This is a genomic window from Rathayibacter sp. VKM Ac-2929 (genome assembly GCF_022815495.1).
GTDB lineage: Bacteria > Actinomycetota > Actinomycetes > Actinomycetales > Microbacteriaceae > Rathayibacter > Rathayibacter festucae.
The window spans coordinates 537,247-560,406 of the sequence record NZ_JALGRV010000001.1; the positions used below are offsets into that span (position 1 = coordinate 537,247).

Below are 23,160 nucleotides of genomic sequence, written 5' to 3' on the forward strand. Positions count from 1 at the left end.
GGCCCCCTATTCGCGTCTGTTCGTGCGGCGTGTGGACGTCGAATGGACGCGGAACGGGCTGTGCGCGCGAGCCGGAGCCCGTTCGGCGTCTGTTCGTGAAGCCGCTGGCGAGTCGGTCTGCGAGTGGAGGCGGCGCGACGAGTGCAGTCAGCGCGACGGGCGCCAGCCGCCGGCCACCAGGGCGCGGCGGACGCGGTCCGTGCAGCCGGAGAGGTCCGCGTCGAAGGAGGCGGAGGCGACGCGCACGACGGTCCACCCCACGGCGGCGAGGCGCTCGTAGCGGATCAGATCGCGGTCCCACTGCGCGCGGTCGGTGCGATGGTGGTCGCCCTCGTACTCGACGACCACCCGCCATCGGCGGAACAGCAGATCGACCCGCCCGATCCTCCCGTCGGCGTCGACGAGCTCCGCCTGCAGCTCGGGCTCGGGGAGACCGGCGGCCGCGAGCGCGAGGCGCAGGAGGGTCTCGCGGCGCGACTCCGCACCCTCGCGGACGAGCTCCAGCGCATGTCGGACCGCGCGGGCTCCGCGTCCCTCGTGACCCTCGACCCGCCTCCGCAGCTCGCGCAGCGGAACCCACGGCCGCCCCGGCTGAGGCCGGACGGGGGCCAGCACCAGCGCGTCCCCGACGGCGACGAGGTCCTCCAGCGACAGCACCGAGGCGAGCTGGAGGAAGAGACTCGCTCCGTCCGCGAGGAGGAGCCCGCCGCGGCGGACGGCGCGCAGCCGGGGGTCGCCGAGGGAGTGGCCGACGAGACCGCGTCCGCGCGGCGCATGGGCCGGCGGCCGCACCGCGACGTGCAGCGGCTCGCCGGGCGGTTCCCGCGGCAGATCGAGCGGCCACAGCCGGGCAGCGGTGATGCCGCAGAAGACCGATCCGTCCATGACGGTCGCGTAGGCGCGAGCGCGCTGCGCCACGGTCACGGCCTGGCCTCGGGGAACGCGGACTCCCCGGAACGGCGCCTCGAGATCACTCGCGCGCAGTCGCTCGATCCCGACCCCTGCGGCCAGCGCTTCCTGCACCGAGAACGCCCGCCCCGCGAGCGCGGGAGGGAGGGGTGCGGGCCGCGGCATCGCGCCATCCTGCCCGAGGGCTGGAGATACCCGCTCTCGTTCTCCACAGGAGGCGAGCGAATGGCCGCGGAAGGGGTCCTGGGTCACGCGCAGACCCCATCGAGCGTCCATTCGCGGTCTGTTCGGGGCCGGGCGCGCCGCTGCCAGACTGGAGCGCATGAGCAGCGGAGCCCGCAGAGTGATCATCGCGCCCGACTCCTTCAAGGGGTCGGCGACCGCCGTCGAGGTGGCGGAGGCGCTCGCAGAGGGCTGGCGCGGCGTGCGGCCGGACGACGAGCTGGTGCTCGCTCCGATGGCCGACGGCGGCGAGGGCACGGTCGACGCGTTCGCGGTCGCGGTGCCGGAGGCGGAGCGCCACGCGCTCACCGTGGTCGGGCCCGACGACCGCCCCGTCGAGACGGCCTGGCTGCTGCTGCCGGACGGCACCGCTGTGGTCGAACTCGCCTCCGCGAGCGGCATCACGCTGCTCGATCCGCTGCGCCCGCTCACCGCGCACACCCGCGGCTTCGGCCGGGCGATCGCCGCCGCGCTCGACGCCGGCGCCCGCGCGCTGCTGCTGGCGATCGGCGGCAGCTCGTCGACCGACGGCGGCGTCGGGGCGCTGCGCGAGCTCGGCGCGCGCTTCCTCACCGTCTCCGGGCACGACCTCGGCGACGGCGGCGGCGCGCTGCACGAGCTCGCGGTCGTCGACCGGCACGCCCTGCGGCCCGTCCCCGCGGGCGGCGCCCGCATCCTCAGCGACGTCACCAACCCGCTGCTCGGCGACTCCGGAGCCGCGCACGTCTTCGGGCCGCAGAAGGGCGCGACCGTCGACGACGTGCTCCGCCTCGACGACGGGCTCCGCCACCTCGCGGCGCACCTCGACGCCGATCCAGAAGAGGCCGGCACCGGCGCGGCGGGCGGCACCGGCTTCGGCCTGCTCGCCTGGGGCGCGCGCCTGGCCCCCGGCTCGGCCGCGGTCGGCGAGGCGCTCGGGCTCCCGGCCCTCGTCGCGGGCGCGGACGTGGTCCTCACCGGTGAAGGGCGCTTCGACGCGCAGTCGATGGCGGGCAAGGTCCCCTCCTATCTGCTCGGGCTCGCGGAGGCGGCGGGCGCCCGCACGATGCTGGTCGCCGGGGCGATCCAGGCGCCGACCGCCGCGTTCGCCGCGGCGGGCTCGCTCACCGAGGCGGCGGGGTCGGCGGCCGCCGCGATCGCCGACCCGCTGCCGCACCTGCGGACTGTTGCGGCGGAGCTGGCGCGCCGCGCGTCTTGACGGCGCGCGGCGGCGGGTGTCGGCCCTGCCGGTGCGGCTGCCCGAGTGCCCGTGGTGGTGCGTGAGGGCTGCGCGGAGGCCCCGCCGAGGCCGCCCCGGCGGCGCCTGTCCGCACCCGCGGGTGTCGGTGGTCGGCCGTAGCGTCGAGCCATGGACCTCGCAGCACGCCGACCCCTAGATGTAGTGGTCGACGTGCGCTCCGGCACCCGCATGTCGGGCATGCCGACACGCCGGGGAGCGTTGTACCCAGGGAACGGATCGCGACTGTCCACAGCGGTGGATAACTCGGGAAGATCCGCGTCCTTCCGCGGGTCCGCGGGCCCCGGCCTGTGGATGGATCGGGGGAGGACCGGTGGATAACTACACGGATGTAACTACTACTCCTAGTGGGCTGCCGCCGGGCCGCCCACTATATGTAGTATTGCTGAGCAGGTCGGGCCGAGAGGCCCACCGGCACCGCCGCCCGGTCTCCGAGCGCCCCGCACCACTCCACATCAGAACTCCCCACGACCGCCTCCCCGCCCGCCCGGACCCCCGGCGCGGCACCGGATCCGGCCCTCGGGACACCTCCTTCCGAAAGGACGACACCCATGGCTGTGACGGTCTACACCAAGCCCTCCTGCGTGCAGTGCACCGCGACCTACCGGGCCCTCGACAGCAAGGGCATCGACTACGAGATCTTCGACCTCTCCGTCGACGAGAAGGCCCTCGACGCCGTCAAGGCCCTCGGCTACCTCCAGGCGCCGGTCGTCATCACGGACGACGATCACTGGTCCGGCTTCCGCCCCGACAAGATCTCCGCTCTCTGAGGCCCACGGGCGGCGATTCGCGGCGTTGTCGTCAGTCGCCGTAGCGCCGCTACGGCTCCTTCCTCCGCCTTGCGACTCACCACCCGTGGACCTCAGAGAGGTCCGGTGGAGTGAGGGCTGAGCTGGTCAGGAGCACACAGCTTCGCCGGTCCGGGTGCGCAGGTTCTGCCCCGGGCCGGCGGAGGATCCGCGGGAGCGGGTCCGCAAGCGCCCGCGAGGGCGGACGACGGAAGGACGGGGGAGGCGCGCGATGAGCGGACTCGTGTACTTCTCGAGCAGCTCGGGCAACACCCACCGCTTCATGCAGAAGCTCGGGCGGCCCGCACAGCAGATCCCCCTGCACTCCCGGCGGGACGGCGCCGCGGTCGACACGCTCCACGTCGACGAGCCGTACGTGCTCGTCCTCCCTACCTACGGCGGGGGCAACGGCGGGGGAGCGGTCCCCAAGCAGGTCATCCGCTTCCTGAACGTCCCGCGCAACCGCGCCCTGCTCCGCGGGGTCATCGGCGCCGGCAACACCAACTTCGGCGAGGCCTACTGCCTCGCCGGCGACATCATCGCCCGCAAGTGCGAGGTGCCGCATCTCTACCGTTTCGAAGTATTCGGCACACCCGACGACGTCCGCGCCGTCGACGAAGGATTGGACTCGTTTTGGACGCAGCAGTGATCGACGCCCCCCGGGACGCCGCGCAGATGGACTACCACTCGCTCAACGCGATGCTGAACCTGTACGGCCCGAACGGGGAGATCCAGTTCGACAAGGACCGCGAGGCGGCGCGCGAGTACTTCCTGCAGCACGTCAACCAGAACACCGTCTTCTTCCACTCCCTCAAGGAGCGCCTCGACTACCTGGTCGAGAAGGAGTACTACGAGAAGGCCGTCCTCGACCAGTACTCGTTCGACTTCATCCAGGAGCTGAACGACCTCGCCTACTCGAAGAAGTTCCGCTTCGCGACCTTCCTCGGCGCCTTCAAGTACTACACGTCGTACACGCTGAAGACCTTCGACGGGAAGCGCTACCTCGAGCGCTTCGAGGACCGCGTCGTCATGTCCGCCCTCGGCCTCGCCCAGGGTGACGAGAAGCTCGCGATCGCCCTCGTCGAGGAGATCGTCGCCGGCCGCTTCCAGCCCGCGACCCCCACCTTCCTCAACACGGGCAAGGCGCAGCGCGGCGAGCTCGTCTCCTGCTTCCTCCTCCGCATCGAGGACAACATGGAGTCGATCGCCCGCGGCATCAACTCCGCGCTGCAGCTCTCCAAGCGCGGCGGCGGCGTCGCCCTCTCGCTCTCCAACATCCGCGAGGCCGGCGCGCCGATCAAGCAGATCGAGAACCAGTCCTCGGGCATCATCCCCGTGATGAAGCTCCTCGAGGACAGCTTCAGCTACGCGAACCAGCTCGGCGCCCGCCAGGGTGCGGGAGCGGTGTACCTCTCGGCGCACCACCCGGACATCCTGCGCTTCCTCGACACCAAGCGCGAGAACGCCGACGAGAAGATCCGCATCAAGACGCTCTCCCTCGGCGTCGTCGTGCCCGACATCACGTTCGAGCTCGCGAAGAACAACGAGGACATGTACCTCTTCTCCCCGTACGACGTCGAGCGCGTCTACGGCCTGCCCTTCGGCGACATCTCGATCTCCGAGAAGTACCGCGAGATGGTCGACGACCCGCGCATCAAGAAGACCAAGATCTCGGCGCGCGAGTTCTTCCAGACCATCGCGGAGATCCAGTTCGAGTCGGGCTACCCCTACATCGTGTTCGAGGACACGGTGAACAAGGCGAACCCGATCAAGGGCCGCATCAACATGTCCAACCTGTGCTCCGAGATCCTTCAGGTCAACACCCCCACGACCTACAACGAGGACCTCTCCTACAACAGCATCGGCAAGGACATCTCCTGCAACCTCGGCTCGCTGAACATCGCGCTGACGATGGACTCGCCCGACTTCGGCCGCACCATCGAGACCGCGATCCGCGGCCTCACCTCGGTGTCCGACCAGTCGCACATCACCTCGGTGCGCTCCATCGAGGACGGCAACGACAAGTCGCACGCCATCGGCCTCGGCCAGATGAACCTGCACGGCTACCTCGCCCGCGAGCGGATCCACTACGGATCCGAGGAGGGCATCGACTTCACCAACATCTACTTCTACTCGGTGCTCTTCCACGCCCTGCGCGCGTCGAACAGCATCTCGATCGAGCGCGGCACGACCTTCGAGGGCTTCGCCGACTCGAAGTACGCGTCGGGCGAGTTCTTCGACACCTACACCGAGAAGGAGTGGGCGCCCGCCACCGAGCGCGTCTCCCGCCTCTTCTCCGAGGCCGGCATCGCCGTGCCCACCCAGGACGACTGGCGCGCGCTCAAGGCCTCGGTCATGGAGCACGGCATCTACAACCAGAACCTGCAGGCCGTCCCGCCGACCGGCTCGATCTCGTACATCAACAACTCGACGTCCTCGATCCACCCGATCGCGTCGAAGATCGAGATCCGCAAGGAGGGCAAGCTCGGCCGCGTCTACTACCCGGCGCCGTTCATGACGAACGACAACCTGGAGTACTACCAGGACGCGTACGAGATCGGCTACGAGAAGATCATCGACACCTACGCCGCGGCGACGCAGCACGTCGACCAGGGCCTCTCGCTGACGCTGTTCTTCAAGGACACCGCGACCACCCGCGACATCAACCGCGCGCAGATCTACGCCTGGCGCAAGGGCATCAAGACGATCTACTACATCCGTCTCCGCCAGCTCGCGCTGGAGGGCACGGAGGTCGACGGCTGCGTCAGCTGCATGCTGTAACGTCCCCCGTCGATCCCCCGACAGTCTCGAACGACCTATCCGCACGAAGAAGAGATCATGACTCCCCCTGAGAAGCTCAAGCTGGTCAGCCACGTCGACGCCATCAACTGGAACCGCATCCAGGACGACAAGGACGTGGAGGTCTGGAACCGCCTGACGAGCAACTTCTGGCTGCCCGAGAAGGTCCCGCTGTCCAACGACATCCAGTCGTGGAACACGCTGACCCACGACGAGCAGCAGCTCACGATGCGCGTGTTCACGGGCCTGACCCTGCTCGACACCATCCAGGGCACGGTCGGCGCCGTCTCGCTGATCCCCGATGCGCTCACCCCGCACGAGGAGGCCGTCTACACGAACATCGCGTTCATGGAGTCGGTGCACGCGAAGTCGTACTCCTCGGTGTTCTCGACCCTGTCGAACACCCAGGACATCGACGAGGCGTTCCGCTGGTCGGTCGAGAACCCGAACCTGCAGAAGAAGGCGTCCATCGTCATGGACTACTACCGCGGCGACGACCCGCTGAAGCGGAAGGTCGCCTCGACGCTGCTCGAGTCGTTCCTCTTCTACTCGGGCTTCTACCTGCCGATGTACTGGTCCTCGCGCGCCAAGCTCACCAACACCGCGGACCTGGTGCGCCTGATCATCCGCGACGAGGCCGTGCACGGCTACTACATCGGCTACAAGTTCCAGAAGGGACTCGAGCTGGTCGACCAGGCCAAGCGCGACGAGATCAAGGACTACACGTTCTCGCTGCTCTACGAGCTCTACGACAACGAGGCGCAGTACACCCAGGACCTCTACGACCAGCTCGGCCTGACCGAGGACGTCAAGAAGTTCCTGCACTACAACGCCAACAAGGCCCTGATGAACCTCGGCTACGAGCCGATGTTCCCCAAGCAGGTCACCGATGTGAACCCCGCGATCCTGTCGGCCCTCTCGCCCAACGCGGACGAGAACCACGACTTCTTCTCGGGCTCCGGCTCCTCCTACGTGATCGGCAAGGCCGTGAACACCGAGGACGAGGACTGGGACTTCTAGGCGTCGACACCACGTCCCGGCCTCCACGGCGAACGGCTCCTCCCCTCCCGGGTGAGGAGCCGTTCCTCGTTCCCGGGATCACTCAGTGGTCAGAGCTTGAGGAGCGCCGAGCGGATCGCGGTGAGCAGTGCGGGGGCGTGGACGGTGATCGTCGCCCAGAGGCGATCGTTGTCGAGGGCGGCGTAGTTGTGTGCGGCGATGTTCCTCGTCGCTCGCAGGCCTGCGACGTCCTGCGCGGGCAGCTGCCCGATAACCTCCGAGGGCAGATCGCGGTGGACGAGATCGGCGAGATTGATCAGCGCTAGAGCGCCGATGTCGCGTCCGTCCGAGTCCGCCGCGAGGAACTCGTCACGGCCGTCGCGTGCGGCCCTCTCCATCCTGGAGCTGAGGCGATCGACTTCGGCGACCAGGCGCTGAGTCTTTCCGTCGTCGTCGTCGGGACGTCGCGGACGTGCGCTGAAGCCGCTCACAGCGCTACCGCCTCTTCTCGGATCGCCCGGACGACGTCGTTGTCGGAGTCGTCGACGACCACGTCGACGGGGAAGCCGAGCAGCTCCTCCGCCCGGCCGCGGAAAGCTGCGAGTCCGAGGTAGTCGACCGCGAGATCGGCGGTGACGAGCAGGTCGACGTCGCTGCGCTCGTGATCGGTGCCGCGGACCGTGGAGCCGAAGACGCGGACGTCGTGCAGTCCGTGCTCGCCGGCGAGGTCCCGGACCTGGTCCGCGAGCAGCTCGAGAGCCAGCGAAGGACGCAGCTGGGCGGCCTGCAGGATGCGGGCGAGCAGTTCCGGGCCGGCACGCCGCGCACCTGTCTCGATCGCGGCGAGATTCGACTGCTGGAGCCCTGAGGCTCGCGCGAGCGCGCTCTGCGACATGCCGATGTCCTCGCGGGCGCGGCGGACCACGGAGGCGGTGTCGAGCGAGTTCGTCTGCACGAGGTGATGCTAGCAAAGCGATATCACTCTGATATCACGTCGCGTCAATCGAGCGGCAGCCGCATCAGCACGCGCGGGAAGCCGTTCAGCACGGAGGTGGTGTCCGCCGCCTGCGAGAAGCCGGCCTTCTCGAAGAGGGCGCGGGTGCCGACGTAGGCCATCGTCTGCTCGACCTTCGCGTCGGCGTTGTCGACGGGGTAGCCCTCGATCGCCGGGGCGCCGTGCGCGCGAACGAAGTCGACGGCGCCCGCGAGCAGGGCGTGCGAGATCCCGCGCCTGCGGAAGCCGGGGCGGACCCGGATGCACCAGACGCTCCAGACGTCGAGGTCGTCGACGTGCGGGATCCTGCGGTTCTTCGCGTAGCTGGTGTCGGCGCGGCGGTGCACGGCGGCCCAGCCCGCCACCTCGCCGCCGTCGTAGGCGAGGACGCCGGGCGGGGGATCCTCGGCGACGAGCTCGCGCATCCGCTCGCCGCGGGCCGTGCCCCGCAAGGCGTTGTTCTCGGTGGAGGAGAGCAGCTGGTAGCTCAGGCACCAGCACACACTCGCGTCGGGCCGCTTCGGGCCGTTCATCGTCACCAGGTCGTCGAAGACGGTGGCCGGACGCACCTCGATCGTCATGGCGGCAGCCTCCCACCGCGGCCTCTCCCCGGCAAGGCGCGCGATTCACCACTCCGGCGCATGAATCGCACCAGCACCCCCTGTTGGACGGCGCACAGGCGGCGCCCGTACCGTGGTCGAGGTATCCAACGAAGGAGCACTCCCTTGAAGCACGTCCCCCTCGGCGCCTCCGGCCTCGACTCCCCGAACGTCGTCCTCGGCCTCATGCGCATCCCCGACATGACCGACGACGCCATCCGCGACCTCGTCCGCACCGCCCGTGACTCCGGCATCGACTTCTTCGATCACGCCGACGTCTACGGCGGCGAGCTGCACCGCTGCGAGGAGCGCTTCGCCGAGGCGCTGGCGCTCACCCCCTCCGAGCGCGAGCAGGTGGTGCTGCAGACCAAGGCAGGCATCGTCGGCGACGGCCCGTACTTCGACTTCTCCTACGAGCACCTGATGCAGTCGGTCGAGGGCTCGCTGAAGGCGCTGCGCACCGACTACATCGACGTGCTCCTGCTGCACCGTCCCGACGCGCTGGTCGAGCCCGACGAGGTCGCCCGCGCCTTCGACGAGCTGCACGCCGCCGGCAAGGTCAAGCACTTCGGTGTCTCCAACCAGACGCCGTACCAGATCGAGCTGCTGAAGAAGTCACTGAACCAGCCGATCGTCGCGAACCAGCTGCAGCTGTCGATCACGCACTCGCCGATGATCGCGCAGGGCGTGGCCTCGAACATGATCGCCGAGGACCAGTCGGTGATGCGCGACGCGGGCATCCTCGACTACTGCCGCCTCAACGACATCACCGTGCAGGCCTGGTCGCCGTTCCAGAGCGGCTTCTTCACCGGCGTCTTCCTCGACAACCCCGAGTACGGCGAGCTGAACGCGGTCCTCGACCGCCTCGCCGCCCAGTACGACGTCCCGCCCCTCGCCGTCGCGACCGCCTGGATCACCCGCCACCCGGCGAAGATGCAGGTCGTCCTCGGCACGACGAACGAGCAGCGCGTGCGCGATGCAGCCCTCGGCTCCGACCTGCCGCTCACGCGGCCGGAGTGGTACGAGCTGTTCCGCGCCGCGGGCCACATCGTCCCCTAGAGCTCCCACCCCGGAGAAACGCGCGTCGGCGCACAGGGAGGCACGGACCGGACAGGGTCCGTGCCTCCTCTTCGTCTGCCCCCTCCGCGAGATGCCACTTGTGCACGCGACACGCCGCAGAAGGCGTGCACAAGTGGCATCTCGCGGGAGGGAATGGGGGAGGGGCCCCTGCGTTGAACTTGAGTGCAAGTGACTCAACTCTTTCAGGAGGACTGGTGCCCGACAACTTCAACGAGGCCGGAGCGAGCTCGTTCGACGACTTCCTCGCCCGCTACCTCGACGGTGAGCGCGCCCGCGCGGCGCGGTCCATCGACCTCAGCCGCTTCCTCAGCGCACGCACCCAGAGCATCCTGCAGTCCGCAGGGCGCTTCGCCCTCGAGCGCGGCCAGACCGAGCTCGACGCCCTGCACGTGCTGCGGGTCCTCGTCGACGACGAGGCCGTGTCGCAGGCGGTCCGCCGCATCGGCGTCGACCCCGGCGCCATCGCGACCGCCACGGAGGCGCGCCTGCCGCAGGCGAGCGAGGCCCCGGCCTCGCAGAACGCGGCGACCATCACCCCGAGCGCCCAGCGCGCGCTCTTCCACTCCTACCAGGTCGCCCGCTCCAGCGGCTCGACCTACATCGACCCCGAGCACCTCTTCTTCGCGCTCGTGCTCGGCCAGGACGCGCCCGCCGGGCAGGTCCTCGCCCGTGCAGGCGTGACCGCGGAGGCGCTCACCCAGGGCCTGCGCGAGACCGTCGCCGGCGAGCAGACCGTCCCCGAGCAGGGGGCGCCCGCGTCCGAGACCCCGATGCTCGACAAGTTCGGCACCGACCTCACCGAGCTCGCCCGCGAGGGCCGGCTCGACCCGGTGATCGGCCGCTCCGACGAGATCGAGCAGGCCGTCGAGATCCTCAGCCGCCGCACCAAGAACAACCCGGTGCTCGTCGGCGAGGCCGGCGTCGGCAAGACCGCGGTCGTCGAGGGCTTGGCCCGCGCGATCGTGGCCGGCGAGGTCCCGGAGCAGCTGCGCGACAAGCGCGTCGTCTCGCTCGACCTGCCCGCCATGCTCGCGGGCACCCGCTACCGCGGCGACTTCGAGGAGCGCCTCACCACGACGATGGACGAGATCGCGGCCCACTCGGGCGAGCTGATCGTCTTCATCGACGAGGTGCACACCGTCGTCGGCGCCGGTGGCGCGGGCGAGGGCGGCATGGACGCGGGGAACATCCTCAAGCCCCGGCTGGCCCGCGGCGAGCTGCACCTGATCGGTGCGACCACGCTCAAGGAGTACCGCACCATCGAGAAGGACCCGGCCCTCGAGCGCCGCTTCCAGCCGGTGCGCATCGGCGAGCCGAGCATCGAGGACGCCGTGGCGATCCTGCACGGACTCCGCGGCGCCTACGAGGAGCACCACCGCGTCGCCTTCACCGACGACGCCCTGCGCGCCTCCGTCGAGCTCTCCGCCCGCTACCTGCCCGACCGGGTGCTGCCCGACAAGGCGATCGACCTGATCGACCAGGCCGGCGCGCGGCTGCGCCTGAAGCTCGGCGCGGGGGTCGACACCGACGCGCTGCTCGCGCGGCTCGCCACCCTCGAGGGCGACAAGAACGCGGCCGTCTCGGCCGAGCACTACGAGGAGGCGTCGCGCCTGCGCGACGAGATCACCGCGGTCCAGGCGTCGCTCGACGCGGCGACCGCCGACGGAGCCGTCTCGCAGGAGGCGGTCGTCGGCGAGGCCGAGATCGCCGCGGTCGTCGCCCGTGCCACCGGCATCCCGGTGTCGCGGCTGACCGAGGGGGAGCGCGACCGTCTCGCGCAGCTCGAGACCGAGCTGCACCGGCGCGTCATCGGCCAGGACGCCGCGGTCGCCGCGGTCGCCCGCGCCGTCCGCCGCAGCCGGACCGGGATGGGCGACTCCTCGCGGCCCGTCGGCTCGTTCCTCTTCCTCGGCCCGACCGGCGTCGGCAAGACCGAGCTGGCCCGCACCCTCGCGGGCTCGCTCTTCGCCGACGAGCAGTCGGTGATCCGGTTCGACATGAGCGAGTTCGGCGAGCGGCACACCGTCTCGCGGCTGGTCGGCTCCCCTCCCGGGTACGTCGGCTACGACGAGGCCGGTCAGCTGACCGAGCGCGTGCGCCGGAACCCGTACTCGGTCGTGCTCTTCGACGAGATCGAGAAGGCCCACCCGGACGTCTTCAACCTGCTGCTGCAGGTTCTCGACGACGGTCGCCTGACCGACGGTCAGGGCCGCACGGTCGACTTCCGGAACACGGTGATCATCATGACCTCGAACCTGGGGTCGGAGTTCCTCGCCTCGCGCTCCGGTGCGCTCGGCTTCGTCGCGCAGAGCGACGAGTCGGCCGAGGGCTTCGCCTCGGAGAAGGACCTGCACGACCGCGTGATGGGCCGGCTCCGCGAGGCGATGCGGCCGGAGTTCCTCAACCGGATCGACGAGATCGTGCTGTTCCGCCGGCTCGGCCGCGCGCAGCTGCGTGAGATCGTCGGGCTGGTGCTCGAGGCCAGCCGTGCGCGCCTCGCCTCGCGCGACGTCTCGCTCGAGGTCACCGAGGCCGCGGTCGACTGGCTCGCCGAGCACGGCTACGAGCCGCAGTACGGCGCCCGGCCGCTCCGCCGCCTGGTGCAGCGCTGGGTCGACGACCGCATCGCCGACCTGTTCGTCTCCGGCGACGTGACCGACGGCGGCGCCGTCCGCGTCGACGCCCTCGCCGACGACCTCGTCGTGACCTCGAAGGCGACCCTCCCCCTGGCGGCCTGACCCCGCACCGTCTGGTGAGCGGACGCCCCCGGCGTCCCTCCCGCGAGATGCCACTTGTGCACGCTTTTCACGGCGTGTCGCGTGCACAAGTGGCATCTCGCGGAGGTGAGGCCGGGGGTTTCGTGCGTCCGGGGGCGGTGCGGGGGCGGCTGTCGAGTGGTTGCGGGGGGTGGCGCGGGTGGGTAGACACGAGGGACGAGAACCGGAGGCACGATGACGAACCCGCGCTACTACGACCCGGTCGGCAAGGCGGTCCGCGCGCTCCTGGTCATCAGCTTCGTCTGCTTCGGGCTCGCGGTCGGCTTCTTCGCCCTCGACATCGTGATGCCCGGCAGCATGACCGACGCGCACCGCCCCTGGTCGGAGGCGAGCGGCGGCCTGGCCTGCTTCGGGATCGCGGCGCTGATCGTGCACTACGCGACGGTCGCCATCGTCGGCGCGCTGCGCGGCCGCGGGTGACGCCCCCTCCTCTGCCGATCGAGTAGCCCGCGCAGCGGGTGCCTCGAGATCGACCAGCGTCAGAAGCTGAGTCTGCAGACCCGCCCTGCTGACGACGGTGGGTCTCGATACGCCCCTGCGGGGCTACTCGACCAGCAGGGGGCACGCGGAAACGGCTCCGGCTCGCGGGAACCGAGGGGTTCTGCGAGCCGGAGGCGGATTCACGTGCCGGAGGTGGGGGCTAAGGGCACTTCTTGGCGGTGATGGCGACACGGAGGGTGGCGTCGGGGGAGACGCCGGTGCCGCCCGCGGGGTCCTGGCCGGTGACCTGGCCGGCGTCGGGGGCGTTGCCGTTCTCGGTGCAGGACAGGGTGATCTTCGAGAAGCCGGCTGAGGCGAACGCGGCCTTGGCGGTCTCGAGGTCCTGGCCGACGACGTTCGGCACCGTCTGCTGACCAGCCGCGGGGGCGGCCGGAGCGGCGGGTTCCGCGGTCGGGGCGGGGGCGGGCGCCGGGCCCGAGCTCGGGACGATCGTCACCGTGGTGCCGCGGGTCGCGGTGCCGGAGGGGCTCTGGCGGACGACGGTGCCCGACGCGGCGGAGTTCGCCTCGGCGGCGCCCTCGCTCACGCTGAAGCCGGCCGACTCGAGCTTCGCCCGGGCGTCACCGACCGAGAGGCCGGTCACGTCGGGGACGTTGACGCGCGGCACGACCTGCAGCGAGCCGTCTGCCTCGGGGAAGGCCGTGCCGCCGTAGCGAGCATCGGCGGCGCGCATCACGACCGGCCAGATGCGGTGGCGAGCCGTCGCCGCGGAGCCGGAGTCGAACGAGAAGCGGCCGAGGCGGAGGTTCGCGTCGCCCTTGATGTTGAAGACGCCGACCGCGGTCGCGACGCGTGTGCTGGCACCGGTCATCCAGGTGGCCATCGCGTCATCGGTCGTACCGGTCTTGCCGATCAGCGGGACGCCGTCACCGGTGCGCGAGGCGACCGCCGTGCCACCGCCGGAGAACGTCGACTGCAGGGCGATCGCCGCCGTCGCGGCGACGTTGCGGTCGATCGACTGGCGGCAGTTCGCTGCAGGGACGGGCTGCTCGGCTCCGGTCGCGTCGACGATCTTGTCGATCGCGATCGAGTCGCAGGTCGATCCGCCGGACGCAATGGTGGCGAAGGCGCCGGCCATCGAGAGCGGGGACACGTAGTTGGTCCCGAGCACGGACGACGGGTTGTGCTCGAGCTCCTCGCCGTTGCCCCGCTTCACGCCCATGTCCGCCGCCGTGTTGCGGATGGCGCACAGGTCGAGCTCGCGGGCCATGCCGACGAAGCCCGTGTTGAGCGAGGTCTTGGTGAAGTCGACGGCGGTGCCGACCTGGCCGTTACCGCCCTCGTCGTTCTTGGCGCTGGTCGAGCCTGCGTAGTTGGTGCCGCCGGGTGCGCACGAGTCCTCGAAGCTGCCCCAGATCGCCTTCCGCGTCCCGTCCACGGACTCGTTGATGCTGTGCCCCTCCTTCAGCCATTCCACCAGGGTGAAGAGCTTGTAGGTCGAGCCGGGCTGGATGCCCGAGGAACCGCCGTAGGCCTGATCGGTGCTGAGATTGATCGCGCTGTAGGAGGGGTCGGCCGCGAGGACGTCAGGGTCCTGCGAGTACTTCTTGTTCTGCGTCATCGCGAGGACGCGGCCGGAGCCGACCTCGACGCTGACGGAGACCGCTCCGACATCGAAGTTCCAGGTCTGCGGGACCTGCGCATCGACGGCGGCGACGGCCGCGTTCTGCAGGTCGACGTCGAGCGTCGTGTAGACGTCGAGGCCACCGCGGCGGAAGTTCGTCCAGCGGGTGTCCTCGTCGTCGCCGAACACCGGGTCGTTCTTGAGGATGTTGGTGACGTAGTCGCAGAAGTAGCCCGCGTCGCCGGCGGTGGAGCAGCCGGTGCTCGGCTCGGTGATCTGCGGCTCGATCGGCGACGCGATGGCGGCGTCGTGATCCTCCTGCGAGATCTTCCCCTCCTCCAGCATCTTGCCGATGATGTAGTCGCGGCGGTCCTTGTTGCGCAGGTAGCCGTTCGCGGCGCCGTTGTCGGGGTTGTCCGGCTGGTCGAGGCGGAGCACGGCCGGGTTGTTCACGATCGCGATGAGGCTCGCGGCCTGGGCGACGGTGAGGTTCGCGGCGGTGGTGTTGTAGTAGTAGTTGGCGGCGGTCTCGATGCCGTAGGTGGTGCCGCCGAAGAAGGCGATGTTCAGGTAGCCCTGAAGGATCTGGTCCTTCGAGTACTCCTTCTCGAGGCCGATCGCGAGCTTCATCTCGCGGAGCTTGCGCTCGGGGGAGGTGCGCGTCGCGGCGTCGATGGCGGCGGCGCGCTCGGCCTCGTCGGTGATGTTGCGGACGGCCTTCTCGACCAGCACGTTCTTCACGTACTGCTGGGTGATGGAGGAGCCGCCCTGGGTGTCGTTGCCGAGGACGTAGGTCTGCGCGACGGCGCGCAGGGTGCCGGGGAGGTCGACTCCGCCGTGCTCGTAGAAGCGGGGGTCCTCGCCGGAGACGGCGGCGTCCTTGGCGAATTGCGAGATCTGGTCCAGCGGGACCTCGATGCGGTTCTCGACGTAGAAGGAGGCGAGCAGCTGCGGGGAGCCGTCCGCACGGGTCGCGTAGATGTTGCTCTTCTCGGAGAGCTTGTCGACCTCGAGGTACTCGGGGAGGCCGTCGAACACTCCGATGGACTGGTTCGCGGCGACGCCGGCGATCGCCACGGCAGGAGTGACGGTGGCGGTCACGAGGACTCCTGCCACGACACTCATGCCGAGGAAGCCCACGACCGCCTTGATCACGCCACCGGTTGTCCTGCTGTCGGACGCCAAACCTTCTCCTTCGGGTCACCCCCGATCATCGCGACGGCCGCCACCGACGCCCCGGACGCCCATCTGCGCCGGGTCAACCCCGACAGACTAACCCGAGACCCCGGAATGACGAAGGGCCGGTCCGGGGCCTGAAAAGGGCCTGTGCGCGGGCGACGACGGTGCGGAGCGTCACCGGAGCCCGCGCGGACGCCCGGATCGGTGCTCCGATTGCGGACGTCAGCCGGTGACCGGCCAGACGTAGTCGAGCCCGGGCGGGGTGTCCGGGAAGAGCGGCGCGTAGTGCTCCGGGTCCTTCTCCACCAGCTTCGAGCGGTGCGAGAGATGCACGTCGTCGCGGCCGAACCAGGGCGGCAGCTCGATCTCTCCGGCGCGATACAGCGCCAGGTCGGCGCGCTGCGTCGCCAGCGCCGCCTCGGTCTTCTCGAGGCAGGTGTCGGCGTAGCCGCGGTCGGTCCAGGCGTCGCAGGTCTCGCGCTGGTAGGCCATCACCGCCGGCCGGTAGCCGCGCCACATCCGCACGGCGGGGTGGTGCTGCCAGCCGTAGCCGGGCACGGTGAGCGCGCGCATGATCTGCAGCGTCTCGATCCGCTGCTTCCCGAGCCGCTTGCTGTCGAGGGCCCGGGCGCTCGCGCGGAGGTCAGGGACGGGGAGGAAGGTCTGCACCCGCCCCATCCAAGACGACGCGGATGCTCCCCGGCTGAGTCCGTCCGGACGCCGCCCGGTCACCGGACCGTCACGCCGATGTCGCCTGCGCGGCGTACCGTGCGGCGCATGACCGGTCTCCCCCTCCTCGCCACCGACGACGTCCAGCTGCGCTGGGCGCGCCCCGAGGTGCTCGACTCCGCCCGGCACCGGATGCTCCGGCTGCTCACCCTCGCCGAGCGCCTGCGCTACGAGGCGACCGGCCGCCGCGAGGTGCGCGACGGCTTCCTCCTCGGCCGGGTGCTGGTCCGCGAGCTGGCCGCCGAGACGCTCGGGATCGATCCGCTCGACGTCCGCGTCGACGCGCGCTGCGGGCAGTGCAGCGGACCGCACGGCCGCCCGGTGCTGGGCGGCGACCACCCGGCGCTCGAGCGGATGCGGATCAGCATCGCCCACTGCGACGGCGCGGTCGTGGCCGCGCTCGCCACCGGTCGCGAGATCGGCATCGCCGCCGCCCGGAGCCGCGCGGTGCGCGAGCGGATCGCCTCGGGGAGCGCGAGCGCGGAGCAGGTGCTGCAGGAGCTGCGGACCCGCGCCGTGAGGAAGGCCGACGGACGCGGGGCGTCGAGCGGCGATCCGGTCCTCTTCCGCACTCGCGAGGGGGCGACGGAGGCGTGGATCGAGGGCTCCGAGGGCTACCTCGCCGTCTCGGAGCCGGTGGTGCACTCGGCGCTCGTCGTCACGGTCGCGGTCGCGCAGGACTGAGGGCGCGTCGTCCTGCGCGGTGCTGGACGCGGAGCGCGAGCCCCGGCTCACTCGAAGAGCGAGAGGGTGAGCGTCGAGCGGTAGGAGCCGGCGGCGACGGTCGGCTCGGTGGCGAGGAGCAGGTCCGCGGTGGCGGACCAGGATCCCGATCCCGCGGGGGAGTCGTCGGCGGCACTGAGGAGCACCGCGTCGTGCACGCCCGAGCCGCCGTCGAGGACACCTGCGACGCGGGGGCCCGCGGAGACCGCACCGCCGGGGCCGGTGAGCTCCGGGGTCCAGCCGAGGTGCGCGGCGCCGATCGAGCCGCCGCTCGCCCTGGTGAAGTCGCTCGCGGAGCCGAGCACGTACCAGCCGGAGACGGCCGGGCCCGCCGCGGAGCCGCGGGTGTCCGCGACCGTGACGGTGGGCAGGGCGCCGAGGAACTGCCGGCGCACCGCGGTGGAGCCGGACTCGACCAGAGTGGACGCCGATCCGGCGACGGTCATCGACAGGGCTCCGGGGGCGGTCGGCGGGTCGATGCTGACGCCCACGTCGACGCCGCCGGCGTCCTGTTGCTCGGGGAGGCGCTCGGGGTCCTGGGGTGCGGGAGTCGCGGCCGGGGTGGTGCCGTCGGGGGAGACGTCCGCGCTGTCGTCCTCCGGAGGTGCGGCGGCGGCGGACTCCGCCGGGGGGACCGTGCAGCAGGCGGTCGCGGGGTCGGTGTCGGAGCCGCGACCGCTGCGCGTCGCGGACGACGGCCAGGTCAGCGCCGTCGGCGAGGCGGACGACGTGGCGACGGGGACGGGCGCGGCCGTCGGCGTCCTCTCCGGTGCGGTGACCGCCTCCGGAGCGACGGCCGCCGAGGCGAGGAGGACACTCAGCGCGAGGGCGGCGGTGGGGACCGCGGTCGCGAGGACGGCGCGGGTGGTGCGGATCACTGAGGTTCCCGTTCTGCCGGACGCGGCGATGCACCGGCCTGAGATTCCTATCAGTGGCGGGCGGGCGGGGGAGACCCCGCTTCCGGGTGCAGTGGGTGGGTGGGTCTCGATACGCCGCGTGCCGCGGCTACTCGACCAGCATGCAGAGGAGGGGCTGCGGTTCGGCAGGCGAGGGCTGCGCTCCATGCTGATCGAGTAGCCCGCGCAGCGGGCGTCTCGAGATCCACGCGGGCCAGCAGGCCGAGTCTGCAGACCTGGCCTGCTGACGGCGGTGGGTCTCGATACGCCCCTGCGGGGCTACTCGACCAGCATGCAGAGACGCCGCTCCGCGGAGGCCCGACCAGCATGCAGAGACGGCTGCGCTTCATGCTGATCGAGTAGCCCGCGCAGCGGGCGTATCGAGATCCACGGCGTCAGAAGGACGAGTCTGCAGACGTGCCTGCTGAGGACGGTGGGTCTCGATACGCCGCTGCGCGGCTCCTCGACCAGCATGGACGGGGCCGCTGCGCGGCTACTCGACCAGCATGGACGGGGCCGCTGCGCGGCTACTCGACCAGGATGGAGGGGCCGGGTCAGCAGGTGCGGGCCGGGTAGCTCACCTTCTGCTCGAGGGTGGACGGGCCGGACGTCGCGGTGACGAGCACCTCGCCGGCCGGCATCGACGCCTGGCGCGTGGTCCAGCTGTGCGCGGCGTTCGCGCCGGCCGCGACGCTCGCGAAGGCCTTCTGCCCGTATGCGGACGAGACGGTGACGCCGATCGGCGCGGTCTCGCCGTTGGTGGCCGTCGCCGACAGCACCGCCTTGCCGGCGATGCAGCGCGAGGACACGACGGCCGGGACCTTCAGAGCGGGAGCGGCCGCCTCGGGCACGACGATCTCGGTGATCTTCAGGTACGAGTTCGGCGTCGAGAAGCTGAGCTTCAGCCCCGTGGCGTCGACCGCGGTGAAGGGGATCGTCGTCAGCGCGCCGTTCGCCGCCGGAGCGACGTTCTGCGCGGACGTCGGGCGCCAGACGCCGTCGGTGCCGCGGTAGGCGATGCTCACCGAGGCGAGCGTGCCCTCGGTGTTCGTGAACGACAGCCCGGCGACGCGGTGCGCCTCGGTGTTGGTCAGCGTGAAGTCCGCACTGCCGGCGAACGCCTGGTCGGTCCAGGTCGACCACGCCGTCGCGACGTTCCCGTCGCAGGCGTTGCCGGCGGGCAGGGTCGCCCACTTCGTCTGACTGAAGGACGCCGAGACGGCGGCGCCCTTCACCCGGCAGACGTTCACCGGCGGCGCGGTGCCCCAGATCTGCACCTCGGCGATCGACTGCCAGGTGTTCGCGGCGCTCGTCAGGTGCAGGCGGAGGCCGGTGGTGTCCGGCAGCGAGGACAGGTCGAGCGCGACCGTCGGTGCGGCGTCGGTCGCGGCCTGCGAGAGGGTCGCGGCGACGGTGCTCGTGGTCCAGGCGCCGTTCACCTGGTACTCGACCTCGATGCGCGAGGGCCAGGTGGCCGTCGCGCCGTCCTTGAAGGCGTGCACCGTCACCGAGTCGAGGTTCTGCGGGCTGCTCCAGGAGAAGGCCAGCCGGCTGTCGCGGGGGTAGCCGGTGCCGGTCCAGTCGTCCCAGCCCTTCGCCTTCACGTTCCCGTCGATCAGCGTCGGCGCGAGGTCGGTGCGGCTTGAGACCGTCAGTGAGGCGCCGGGCGCGAGGTTGGCGATCCCGGGCTCCGCGACCTCGATGGTGCGGGTGAAGGTGCGGCCGCGCGCGAACTCGGAGTCGGCGGCGAGCGTGCCCGTCACCGTCAGCGTGCCGAGGAGCGCGGGGGCGGTCGGTGCCCAGGTGACCGCGACGTCGAGGGTGGCGGTGTCGGTCTTCACCGAGACCGTGGCGGGCAGGACAGCGGCGACGTCGGCGTTCCGGCGCACCGCGGCGGGGAGGCGGTCGTCGACGACCGACCAGGTGCCGGCTCCGACGCCCTTGTCGTCCCAGTACGACTCGTTCCAGCCCGCGGCCCAGCGCGCCGGGTCCTCGACGGCCGGGTTCCGCATCTCGAGCCGGCCGTTCTCGCCGATGGTCATCGGCAGCCAGACGTAGTTCGAGTTCGACTCGCCGTCGGCCCAGCGGTCGCCCATGTAGACGTACTTCCCGGGCGCGAGGGTCAGCACGTTGGTCGCCTGCGAGCCGAAGGTGGTCTTCCGGGTGTCGCCGACGGAGAGGAGCCCGTCGCCGCCCTCGGGGATCGCGTTGTAGGCGACGTTCTCGTTGACGTCGCCCTTCTCCACTCCGCGGATCCACGAGCCGAGGATCGAGTCGGCCGTGTAGTAGGTCTGCGGGTTGGGCGCCCAGCCGGTCGCTCCGGAGGCGATCGTGTAGTACTTCCCGCCGTTCGCGAAGATCGCGGGCGCCTCGAGGTGGCCGCACTCCTTGACGATCTGGAAGTCGGTGCCGCGGACCGGCGCTCCGGCCTTGCCGTCGGCGAAGACGTAGGGGTAGGTGCCGTCGGCCGAGTACTGGCCGGCGTCGAGCGTGTCCGTCGTGGTCGTGCGCTCGACGTTGGTGTAGTCGGCGTCGAGCTTCGCGATGTAGAGGGAGTAGTTCTCCTCGGAGGAGTAGGAGATGTAGGCGGTGCCGTCCTCGTCCTGGAAGACGGTCATGTCGCGCGCCTGGCCGGGGACCGCGGAGGTGGTGCAGGCCTGGTAGTTCGACCGGTTGTAGAGGCGGTAGACGCCCTGCATCGTGAAGGGGCCGGTCGGGCTGTCGGAGGTCGCGACTCCCGCCATCGACCGGGCGTAGGTGCTGCCGCCGGGGGTGATCCGGCCGTCGGAGTGCCACCACATGACCCACTTGCCGGTCTTCTCGTTGAAGAGCACCTTGGGCCGCTCGAAGATCGCGGTGTTCGGCGAGGCCTGGGTGGTGTCGAGGTGGTAGTCGAGCTCGGCGATGCGGTCGGCGCGGGGCTGGCCGGCGTCGTCGACGGTGTCGTAGAGGGCGTCGAAGTAAGGGTCCTGCAGATCCTCGGGCGCGGCGACGCTGCGCAGCGCGACGCCCTTGTTCTCCCAGTTGTGGCCGTCGGTCGAGCGGTAGACGGCGACGCCGGGGCTGCTCCAGTAGCCCTTGGTGCGGTCCTCGCCGTACCAGTACTGCACCTCCTGGCCGTTCTCCTGCGTGGTGACGATCTGGCCGCCGTGCGCCTGGATGTGGCGCCCGTCGGTGTCGTACCAGGAGGGCTGGAAGTAGCCCGCCGCGCTGCGGCCCGGGTCCTGGATCGCGGGGTAGTCGGTGTAGACGGGCGGCGGACTCGTCCGCGGGACGCCGTCGTTCGGGTCGGTGACCACGCCGGAGGGGGCGGCCGCCGCGGGCGACACTCCCGCTCCGAGGAGGACGGCCGCGAGGACGGCCGCCACTCCCGCCGCCACGGATCGCTGTCGAGGACTCATGCTGTGCTCCTTTGCACGCCGGACCGATGTTCACGCAAACATCGCACCTCGACCGTACATGGCGACGTCAACATTAAGCGAGGGGTCCGTGCTGCTCCGCTGGTCGACGCGGGTCTCGAGACGCCGCTGCGGGGCTGCTCGACCAGCACGCGGGCGCGTCTCGGGGTCCGCCGGTCGCGCGGTGGGCAGTCCATGCTGATCGAGTAGGCCGCGGAGCGGGCGTGTCGAGATCCACCACCGTTCGGAGTCAGGTCTGCAGGCCCGGCCTACTGAGGATGGTGGGTCTCGATACGCCCCTGCGGGGCTACTCGATCAGCAGGGAGCGCGGGGCGCGCAGCTGCGCGAGCGGGCCTTCGTGCAGCGGCTCCGTCTTCCAGCGCGACGTGAAGGTGCCGGCGGTGGGGTCGAGCGCGAGGTGCAGGCGGTGCGGCGTCTCGAGGAAGATCACGTCGACCAGGAGGGCCCCGCCCTCGCCGGCGCCGGCGCTCGCCGCGAACGCGCCCGTGACGGTCCACTCGCCGGAGCCGGGGGCGAGCAGCAGCCGCTCCTCGCCCTCGATCAGCGCGAGGGTCCAGCCGGCGGTGTCGCCCGCGATCTCCAGCGCGGTCAGCGAGCGGATCGCCGACCCGGGCGCGGGCGAGAAGCGCCCGGGTTCCGGCGCCGCGGACAGCGCGGGGAGCGGCGCGAGCCCGAGCGAGCCGAGGCGCTCGAGCAGCCGGGCGTCGGCCTCGGCCGTCGAGCCGCGGCCGACCGCCGGCAGCAGGTGCTCCCAGACCGCGGCGAGGAGTGCGCCCGTGTCGGTGCTCTGCCCGGTGATCGCGACCACGAGGTCGTGCTCGGGCAGGATCAGGCTGAACTGCCCGTAGGCGCCGTCGGCGCGGTAGCCGTGCAGCGAGCGCCAGAACTGGAAGCCGTAGCCCTGCTCCCAGTCGGGGGAGTCGGCCGGGGGAGTGTCGACGTGGGCGGTCGACGCCTCGGCGACCCACTCCGGTGAGAGGACCGCGGTCTCGTCCCAGCGCCCCTCCTGCAGATAGAGCTGCCCGAGCGCGGCGGCCGCCTCCGTCGTGGTGTGCAGCCCGCTGAAGCCGATCTCGCGGTCGGAGGCGTCGCGGATCCAGGCGACCTCGCCGATCCCGAGCGGGTCGAGCAGCCGCGGACGGAGGTACTCGGTCAGTGGCAGGCCGCTCACGCGCTGCACGATCGCCGCGGCGGCGAAGGTGCAGGGCTGGTTGTAGGCGAAGACGCTGCCCGGCTCCTGCTCCGGCGGCAGCAGCAGGAAGCCGCGCACCATGTCGACGGGATCGAGCTCTCGCGCCCGGTCGATGGTCTCGGCGGAGTGGCCGCTGGCCATCGCGAGGACGTCGCGGACGCGGATGGCCCGCGAGCGCGCATCCGTCACCTCGGCGTCGAGCTCGGGGAAGAAGGAGAGGACGGTCGCGTCGAGATCGACCAGCCCCTCGCCCACCGCGAGGCCGACCGCCGCGGCGGTGAAGCTCTTGCTGAGCGAGTAGAGCAGGTGCAGCCGCTCGGCCGAGTACGGCGCCCACCAGCCCTCGGCGACCACGGCGCCGGCGTGCACGACCATCAGGCCGTGCAGCTCGACGCCGGGAGCGGCCTCGATCGCGTCGAGCAGATCGAGGACGCCACCGGCGTCGAGGGAGTGGGTGGAGGGGGAGCTTCTCGGCAGTGAGCGCGTCATGCCTCGATGCTACGCAGGCGCGCTCACCGCCGAGGCGGGGTCGCTGCCGCCGACGGTCTCGTCG

At 71.1% G+C, this 23,160-nt stretch carries 18 protein-coding genes; 9 read left to right on the forward strand and 9 right to left on the reverse strand.

Annotation, left to right across the window (positions count from 1 at the left end; all coding sequences use genetic code 11):
* Window positions 1–147: 147 nt before the first annotated feature.
* Window positions 148–1,074 carry an endonuclease domain-containing protein gene (locus MT355_RS02425; RefSeq protein WP_243598393.1) on the reverse strand — a complete coding sequence of 309 codons (927 nt, stop codon included), beginning with the start codon at window positions 1,072–1,074 and terminating at the stop codon, window positions 148–150.
* A 157-nt stretch (window positions 1,075–1,231) separates the two neighbouring features.
* Between MT355_RS02425 and MT355_RS02430 the strand changes: the two genes are divergently transcribed.
* The 5 genes from MT355_RS02430 (at window position 1,232) to nrdF (ending at window position 6,975) form a co-directional block, all read left to right on the forward strand.
* On the forward strand, window positions 1,232–2,329 hold the full coding sequence (locus MT355_RS02430) for a glycerate kinase (RefSeq protein WP_243598394.1): 1,098 nt from the start codon (window positions 1,232–1,234) through the stop codon (window positions 2,327–2,329).
* A gap of 590 nt (window positions 2,330–2,919) precedes the next feature.
* Window positions 2,920–3,138, forward strand: coding sequence for a glutaredoxin-like protein NrdH (gene nrdH / locus MT355_RS02435; RefSeq protein ID WP_123447771.1), 219 nt, complete (start codon window positions 2,920–2,922; stop codon window positions 3,136–3,138).
* 250 nt (window positions 3,139–3,388) lie between these two features.
* Complete coding sequence (nrdI, locus tag MT355_RS02440) at window positions 3,389–3,805, forward strand: class Ib ribonucleoside-diphosphate reductase assembly flavoprotein NrdI (protein WP_123447770.1); 417 nt, start codon at window positions 3,389–3,391, stop codon at window positions 3,803–3,805.
* A 26-nt stretch (window positions 3,806–3,831) separates the two neighbouring features.
* Window positions 3,832–5,937: a class 1b ribonucleoside-diphosphate reductase subunit alpha gene (gene nrdE / locus MT355_RS02445; protein ID WP_123447869.1), complete on the forward strand. Its 2,106-nt coding sequence runs from the start codon at window positions 3,832–3,834 to the stop codon at window positions 5,935–5,937.
* A 57-nt stretch (window positions 5,938–5,994) separates the two neighbouring features.
* On the forward strand, window positions 5,995–6,975 hold the full coding sequence (gene nrdF, locus MT355_RS02450) for a class 1b ribonucleoside-diphosphate reductase subunit beta (protein WP_123447769.1): 981 nt from the start codon (window positions 5,995–5,997) through the stop codon (window positions 6,973–6,975).
* A gap of 89 nt (window positions 6,976–7,064) precedes the next feature.
* Here the strand turns inward: nrdF and MT355_RS02455 are convergent, their stop codons facing one another.
* The 3 genes from MT355_RS02455 to MT355_RS02465 form a co-directional block, all read right to left on the reverse strand.
* Complete coding sequence (locus tag MT355_RS02455; RefSeq protein ID WP_243598395.1) at window positions 7,065–7,352, reverse strand: HepT-like ribonuclease domain-containing protein; 288 nt, start codon at window positions 7,350–7,352, stop codon at window positions 7,065–7,067.
* A gap of 89 nt (window positions 7,353–7,441) precedes the next feature.
* The gene (locus MT355_RS21505) at window positions 7,442–7,909 is read right to left on the reverse strand and encodes an XRE family transcriptional regulator (RefSeq protein ID WP_243598396.1); all 468 of its coding nucleotides are present in this window, start codon (window positions 7,907–7,909) and stop codon (window positions 7,442–7,444) included.
* A 44-nt stretch (window positions 7,910–7,953) separates the two neighbouring features.
* Entirely contained in the window at window positions 7,954–8,529 is a 576-nt protein-coding gene (locus MT355_RS02465) for a GNAT family N-acetyltransferase (protein ID WP_243598397.1), read from the reverse strand.
* A gap of 144 nt (window positions 8,530–8,673) precedes the next feature.
* Between MT355_RS02465 and MT355_RS02470 the strand changes: the two genes are divergently transcribed.
* From MT355_RS02470 to MT355_RS02480, 3 genes are all read left to right on the forward strand, one after another.
* The gene (locus MT355_RS02470; RefSeq protein WP_260300739.1) at window positions 8,674–9,606 is read left to right on the forward strand and encodes an aldo/keto reductase family oxidoreductase; all 933 of its coding nucleotides are present in this window, start codon (window positions 8,674–8,676) and stop codon (window positions 9,604–9,606) included.
* A gap of 215 nt (window positions 9,607–9,821) precedes the next feature.
* Window positions 9,822–12,365, forward strand: coding sequence for an ATP-dependent Clp protease ATP-binding subunit (locus MT355_RS02475; protein WP_243598398.1), 2,544 nt, complete (start codon window positions 9,822–9,824; stop codon window positions 12,363–12,365).
* A 213-nt stretch (window positions 12,366–12,578) separates the two neighbouring features.
* Window positions 12,579–12,824 (forward strand): hypothetical protein, encoded by a 246-nt coding sequence (locus MT355_RS02480; protein WP_123447765.1) that lies wholly within the window; start codon window positions 12,579–12,581, stop codon window positions 12,822–12,824.
* A gap of 220 nt (window positions 12,825–13,044) precedes the next feature.
* Here the strand turns inward: MT355_RS02480 and MT355_RS02485 are convergent, their stop codons facing one another.
* Both MT355_RS02485 and MT355_RS02490 read right to left on the reverse strand, forming a co-directional pair.
* Entirely contained in the window at window positions 13,045–15,654 is a 2,610-nt protein-coding gene (locus MT355_RS02485) for a transglycosylase domain-containing protein (RefSeq protein WP_243598399.1), read from the reverse strand.
* A 216-nt stretch (window positions 15,655–15,870) separates the two neighbouring features.
* The gene (locus MT355_RS02490) at window positions 15,871–16,326 is read right to left on the reverse strand and encodes an MSMEG_6728 family protein (protein ID WP_243598400.1); all 456 of its coding nucleotides are present in this window, start codon (window positions 16,324–16,326) and stop codon (window positions 15,871–15,873) included.
* Window positions 16,327–16,425: 99 nt separating this feature from the next.
* Here MT355_RS02490 and MT355_RS02495 point away from each other — a divergent pair, with 99 nt between their 5' ends.
* Entirely contained in the window at window positions 16,426–17,061 is a 636-nt protein-coding gene (locus MT355_RS02495) for a 4'-phosphopantetheinyl transferase superfamily protein (RefSeq protein WP_243598401.1), read from the forward strand.
* Window positions 17,062–17,108: 47 nt separating this feature from the next.
* Here the strand turns inward: MT355_RS02495 and MT355_RS02500 are convergent, their stop codons facing one another.
* The 3 genes from MT355_RS02500 to MT355_RS02510 all read right to left on the reverse strand — a co-directional run bounded on the left by MT355_RS02500 (window position 17,109) and on the right by MT355_RS02510 (window position 23,096).
* The gene (locus tag MT355_RS02500) at window positions 17,109–17,978 is read right to left on the reverse strand and encodes a hypothetical protein (RefSeq protein WP_243598402.1); all 870 of its coding nucleotides are present in this window, start codon (window positions 17,976–17,978) and stop codon (window positions 17,109–17,111) included.
* A 572-nt stretch (window positions 17,979–18,550) separates the two neighbouring features.
* On the reverse strand, window positions 18,551–21,397 hold the full coding sequence (locus tag MT355_RS02505) for a glycoside hydrolase family 43 protein (RefSeq protein WP_243598403.1): 2,847 nt from the start codon (window positions 21,395–21,397) through the stop codon (window positions 18,551–18,553).
* Between the two features lie 304 nt (window positions 21,398–21,701).
* On the reverse strand, window positions 21,702–23,096 hold the full coding sequence (locus MT355_RS02510; RefSeq protein ID WP_243598404.1) for a serine hydrolase: 1,395 nt from the start codon (window positions 23,094–23,096) through the stop codon (window positions 21,702–21,704).
* Window positions 23,097–23,160 lie beyond the last annotated feature (64 nt).

Bases quoted from the DNA above. Each gene is read 5' to 3' on its own strand.
- nrdI (WP_123447770.1), top strand. From the start codon at position 3,389: ATGAGCGGACTCGTGTACTTCTCGAGCAGCTCGGGCAACACCCACCGC.
- nrdH (WP_123447771.1), top strand. From the start codon at position 2,920: ATGGCTGTGACGGTCTACACCAAGCCCTCCTGCGTGCAGTGCACCGCG.
- nrdE (WP_123447869.1), top strand. From the start codon at position 3,832: ATGGACTACCACTCGCTCAACGCGATGCTGAACCTGTACGGCCCGAAC.
- MT355_RS02495 (WP_243598401.1), top strand. From the start codon at position 16,426: ATGACCGGTCTCCCCCTCCTCGCCACCGACGACGTCCAGCTGCGCTGG.
- MT355_RS02455 (WP_243598395.1), bottom strand. From the start codon at position 7,352: ATGGAGAGGGCCGCACGCGACGGCCGTGACGAGTTCCTCGCGGCGGAC.
- MT355_RS02465 (WP_243598397.1), bottom strand. From the start codon at position 8,529: ATGACGATCGAGGTGCGTCCGGCCACCGTCTTCGACGACCTGGTGACG.
- MT355_RS02510 (WP_243598404.1), bottom strand. From the start codon at position 23,096: ATGACGCGCTCACTGCCGAGAAGCTCCCCCTCCACCCACTCCCTCGAC.
- MT355_RS02490 (WP_243598400.1), bottom strand. From the start codon at position 16,326: ATGGGGCGGGTGCAGACCTTCCTCCCCGTCCCTGACCTCCGCGCGAGC.
- MT355_RS02505 (WP_243598403.1), bottom strand. From the start codon at position 21,397: ATGAGTCCTCGACAGCGATCCGTGGCGGCGGGAGTGGCGGCCGTCCTC.
- MT355_RS02425 (WP_243598393.1), bottom strand. From the start codon at position 1,074: ATGCCGCGGCCCGCACCCCTCCCTCCCGCGCTCGCGGGGCGGGCGTTC.
- MT355_RS02430 (WP_243598394.1), top strand. From the start codon at position 1,232: ATGAGCAGCGGAGCCCGCAGAGTGATCATCGCGCCCGACTCCTTCAAG.
- nrdF (WP_123447769.1), top strand. From the start codon at position 5,995: ATGACTCCCCCTGAGAAGCTCAAGCTGGTCAGCCACGTCGACGCCATC.
- MT355_RS02480 (WP_123447765.1), top strand. From the start codon at position 12,579: ATGACGAACCCGCGCTACTACGACCCGGTCGGCAAGGCGGTCCGCGCG.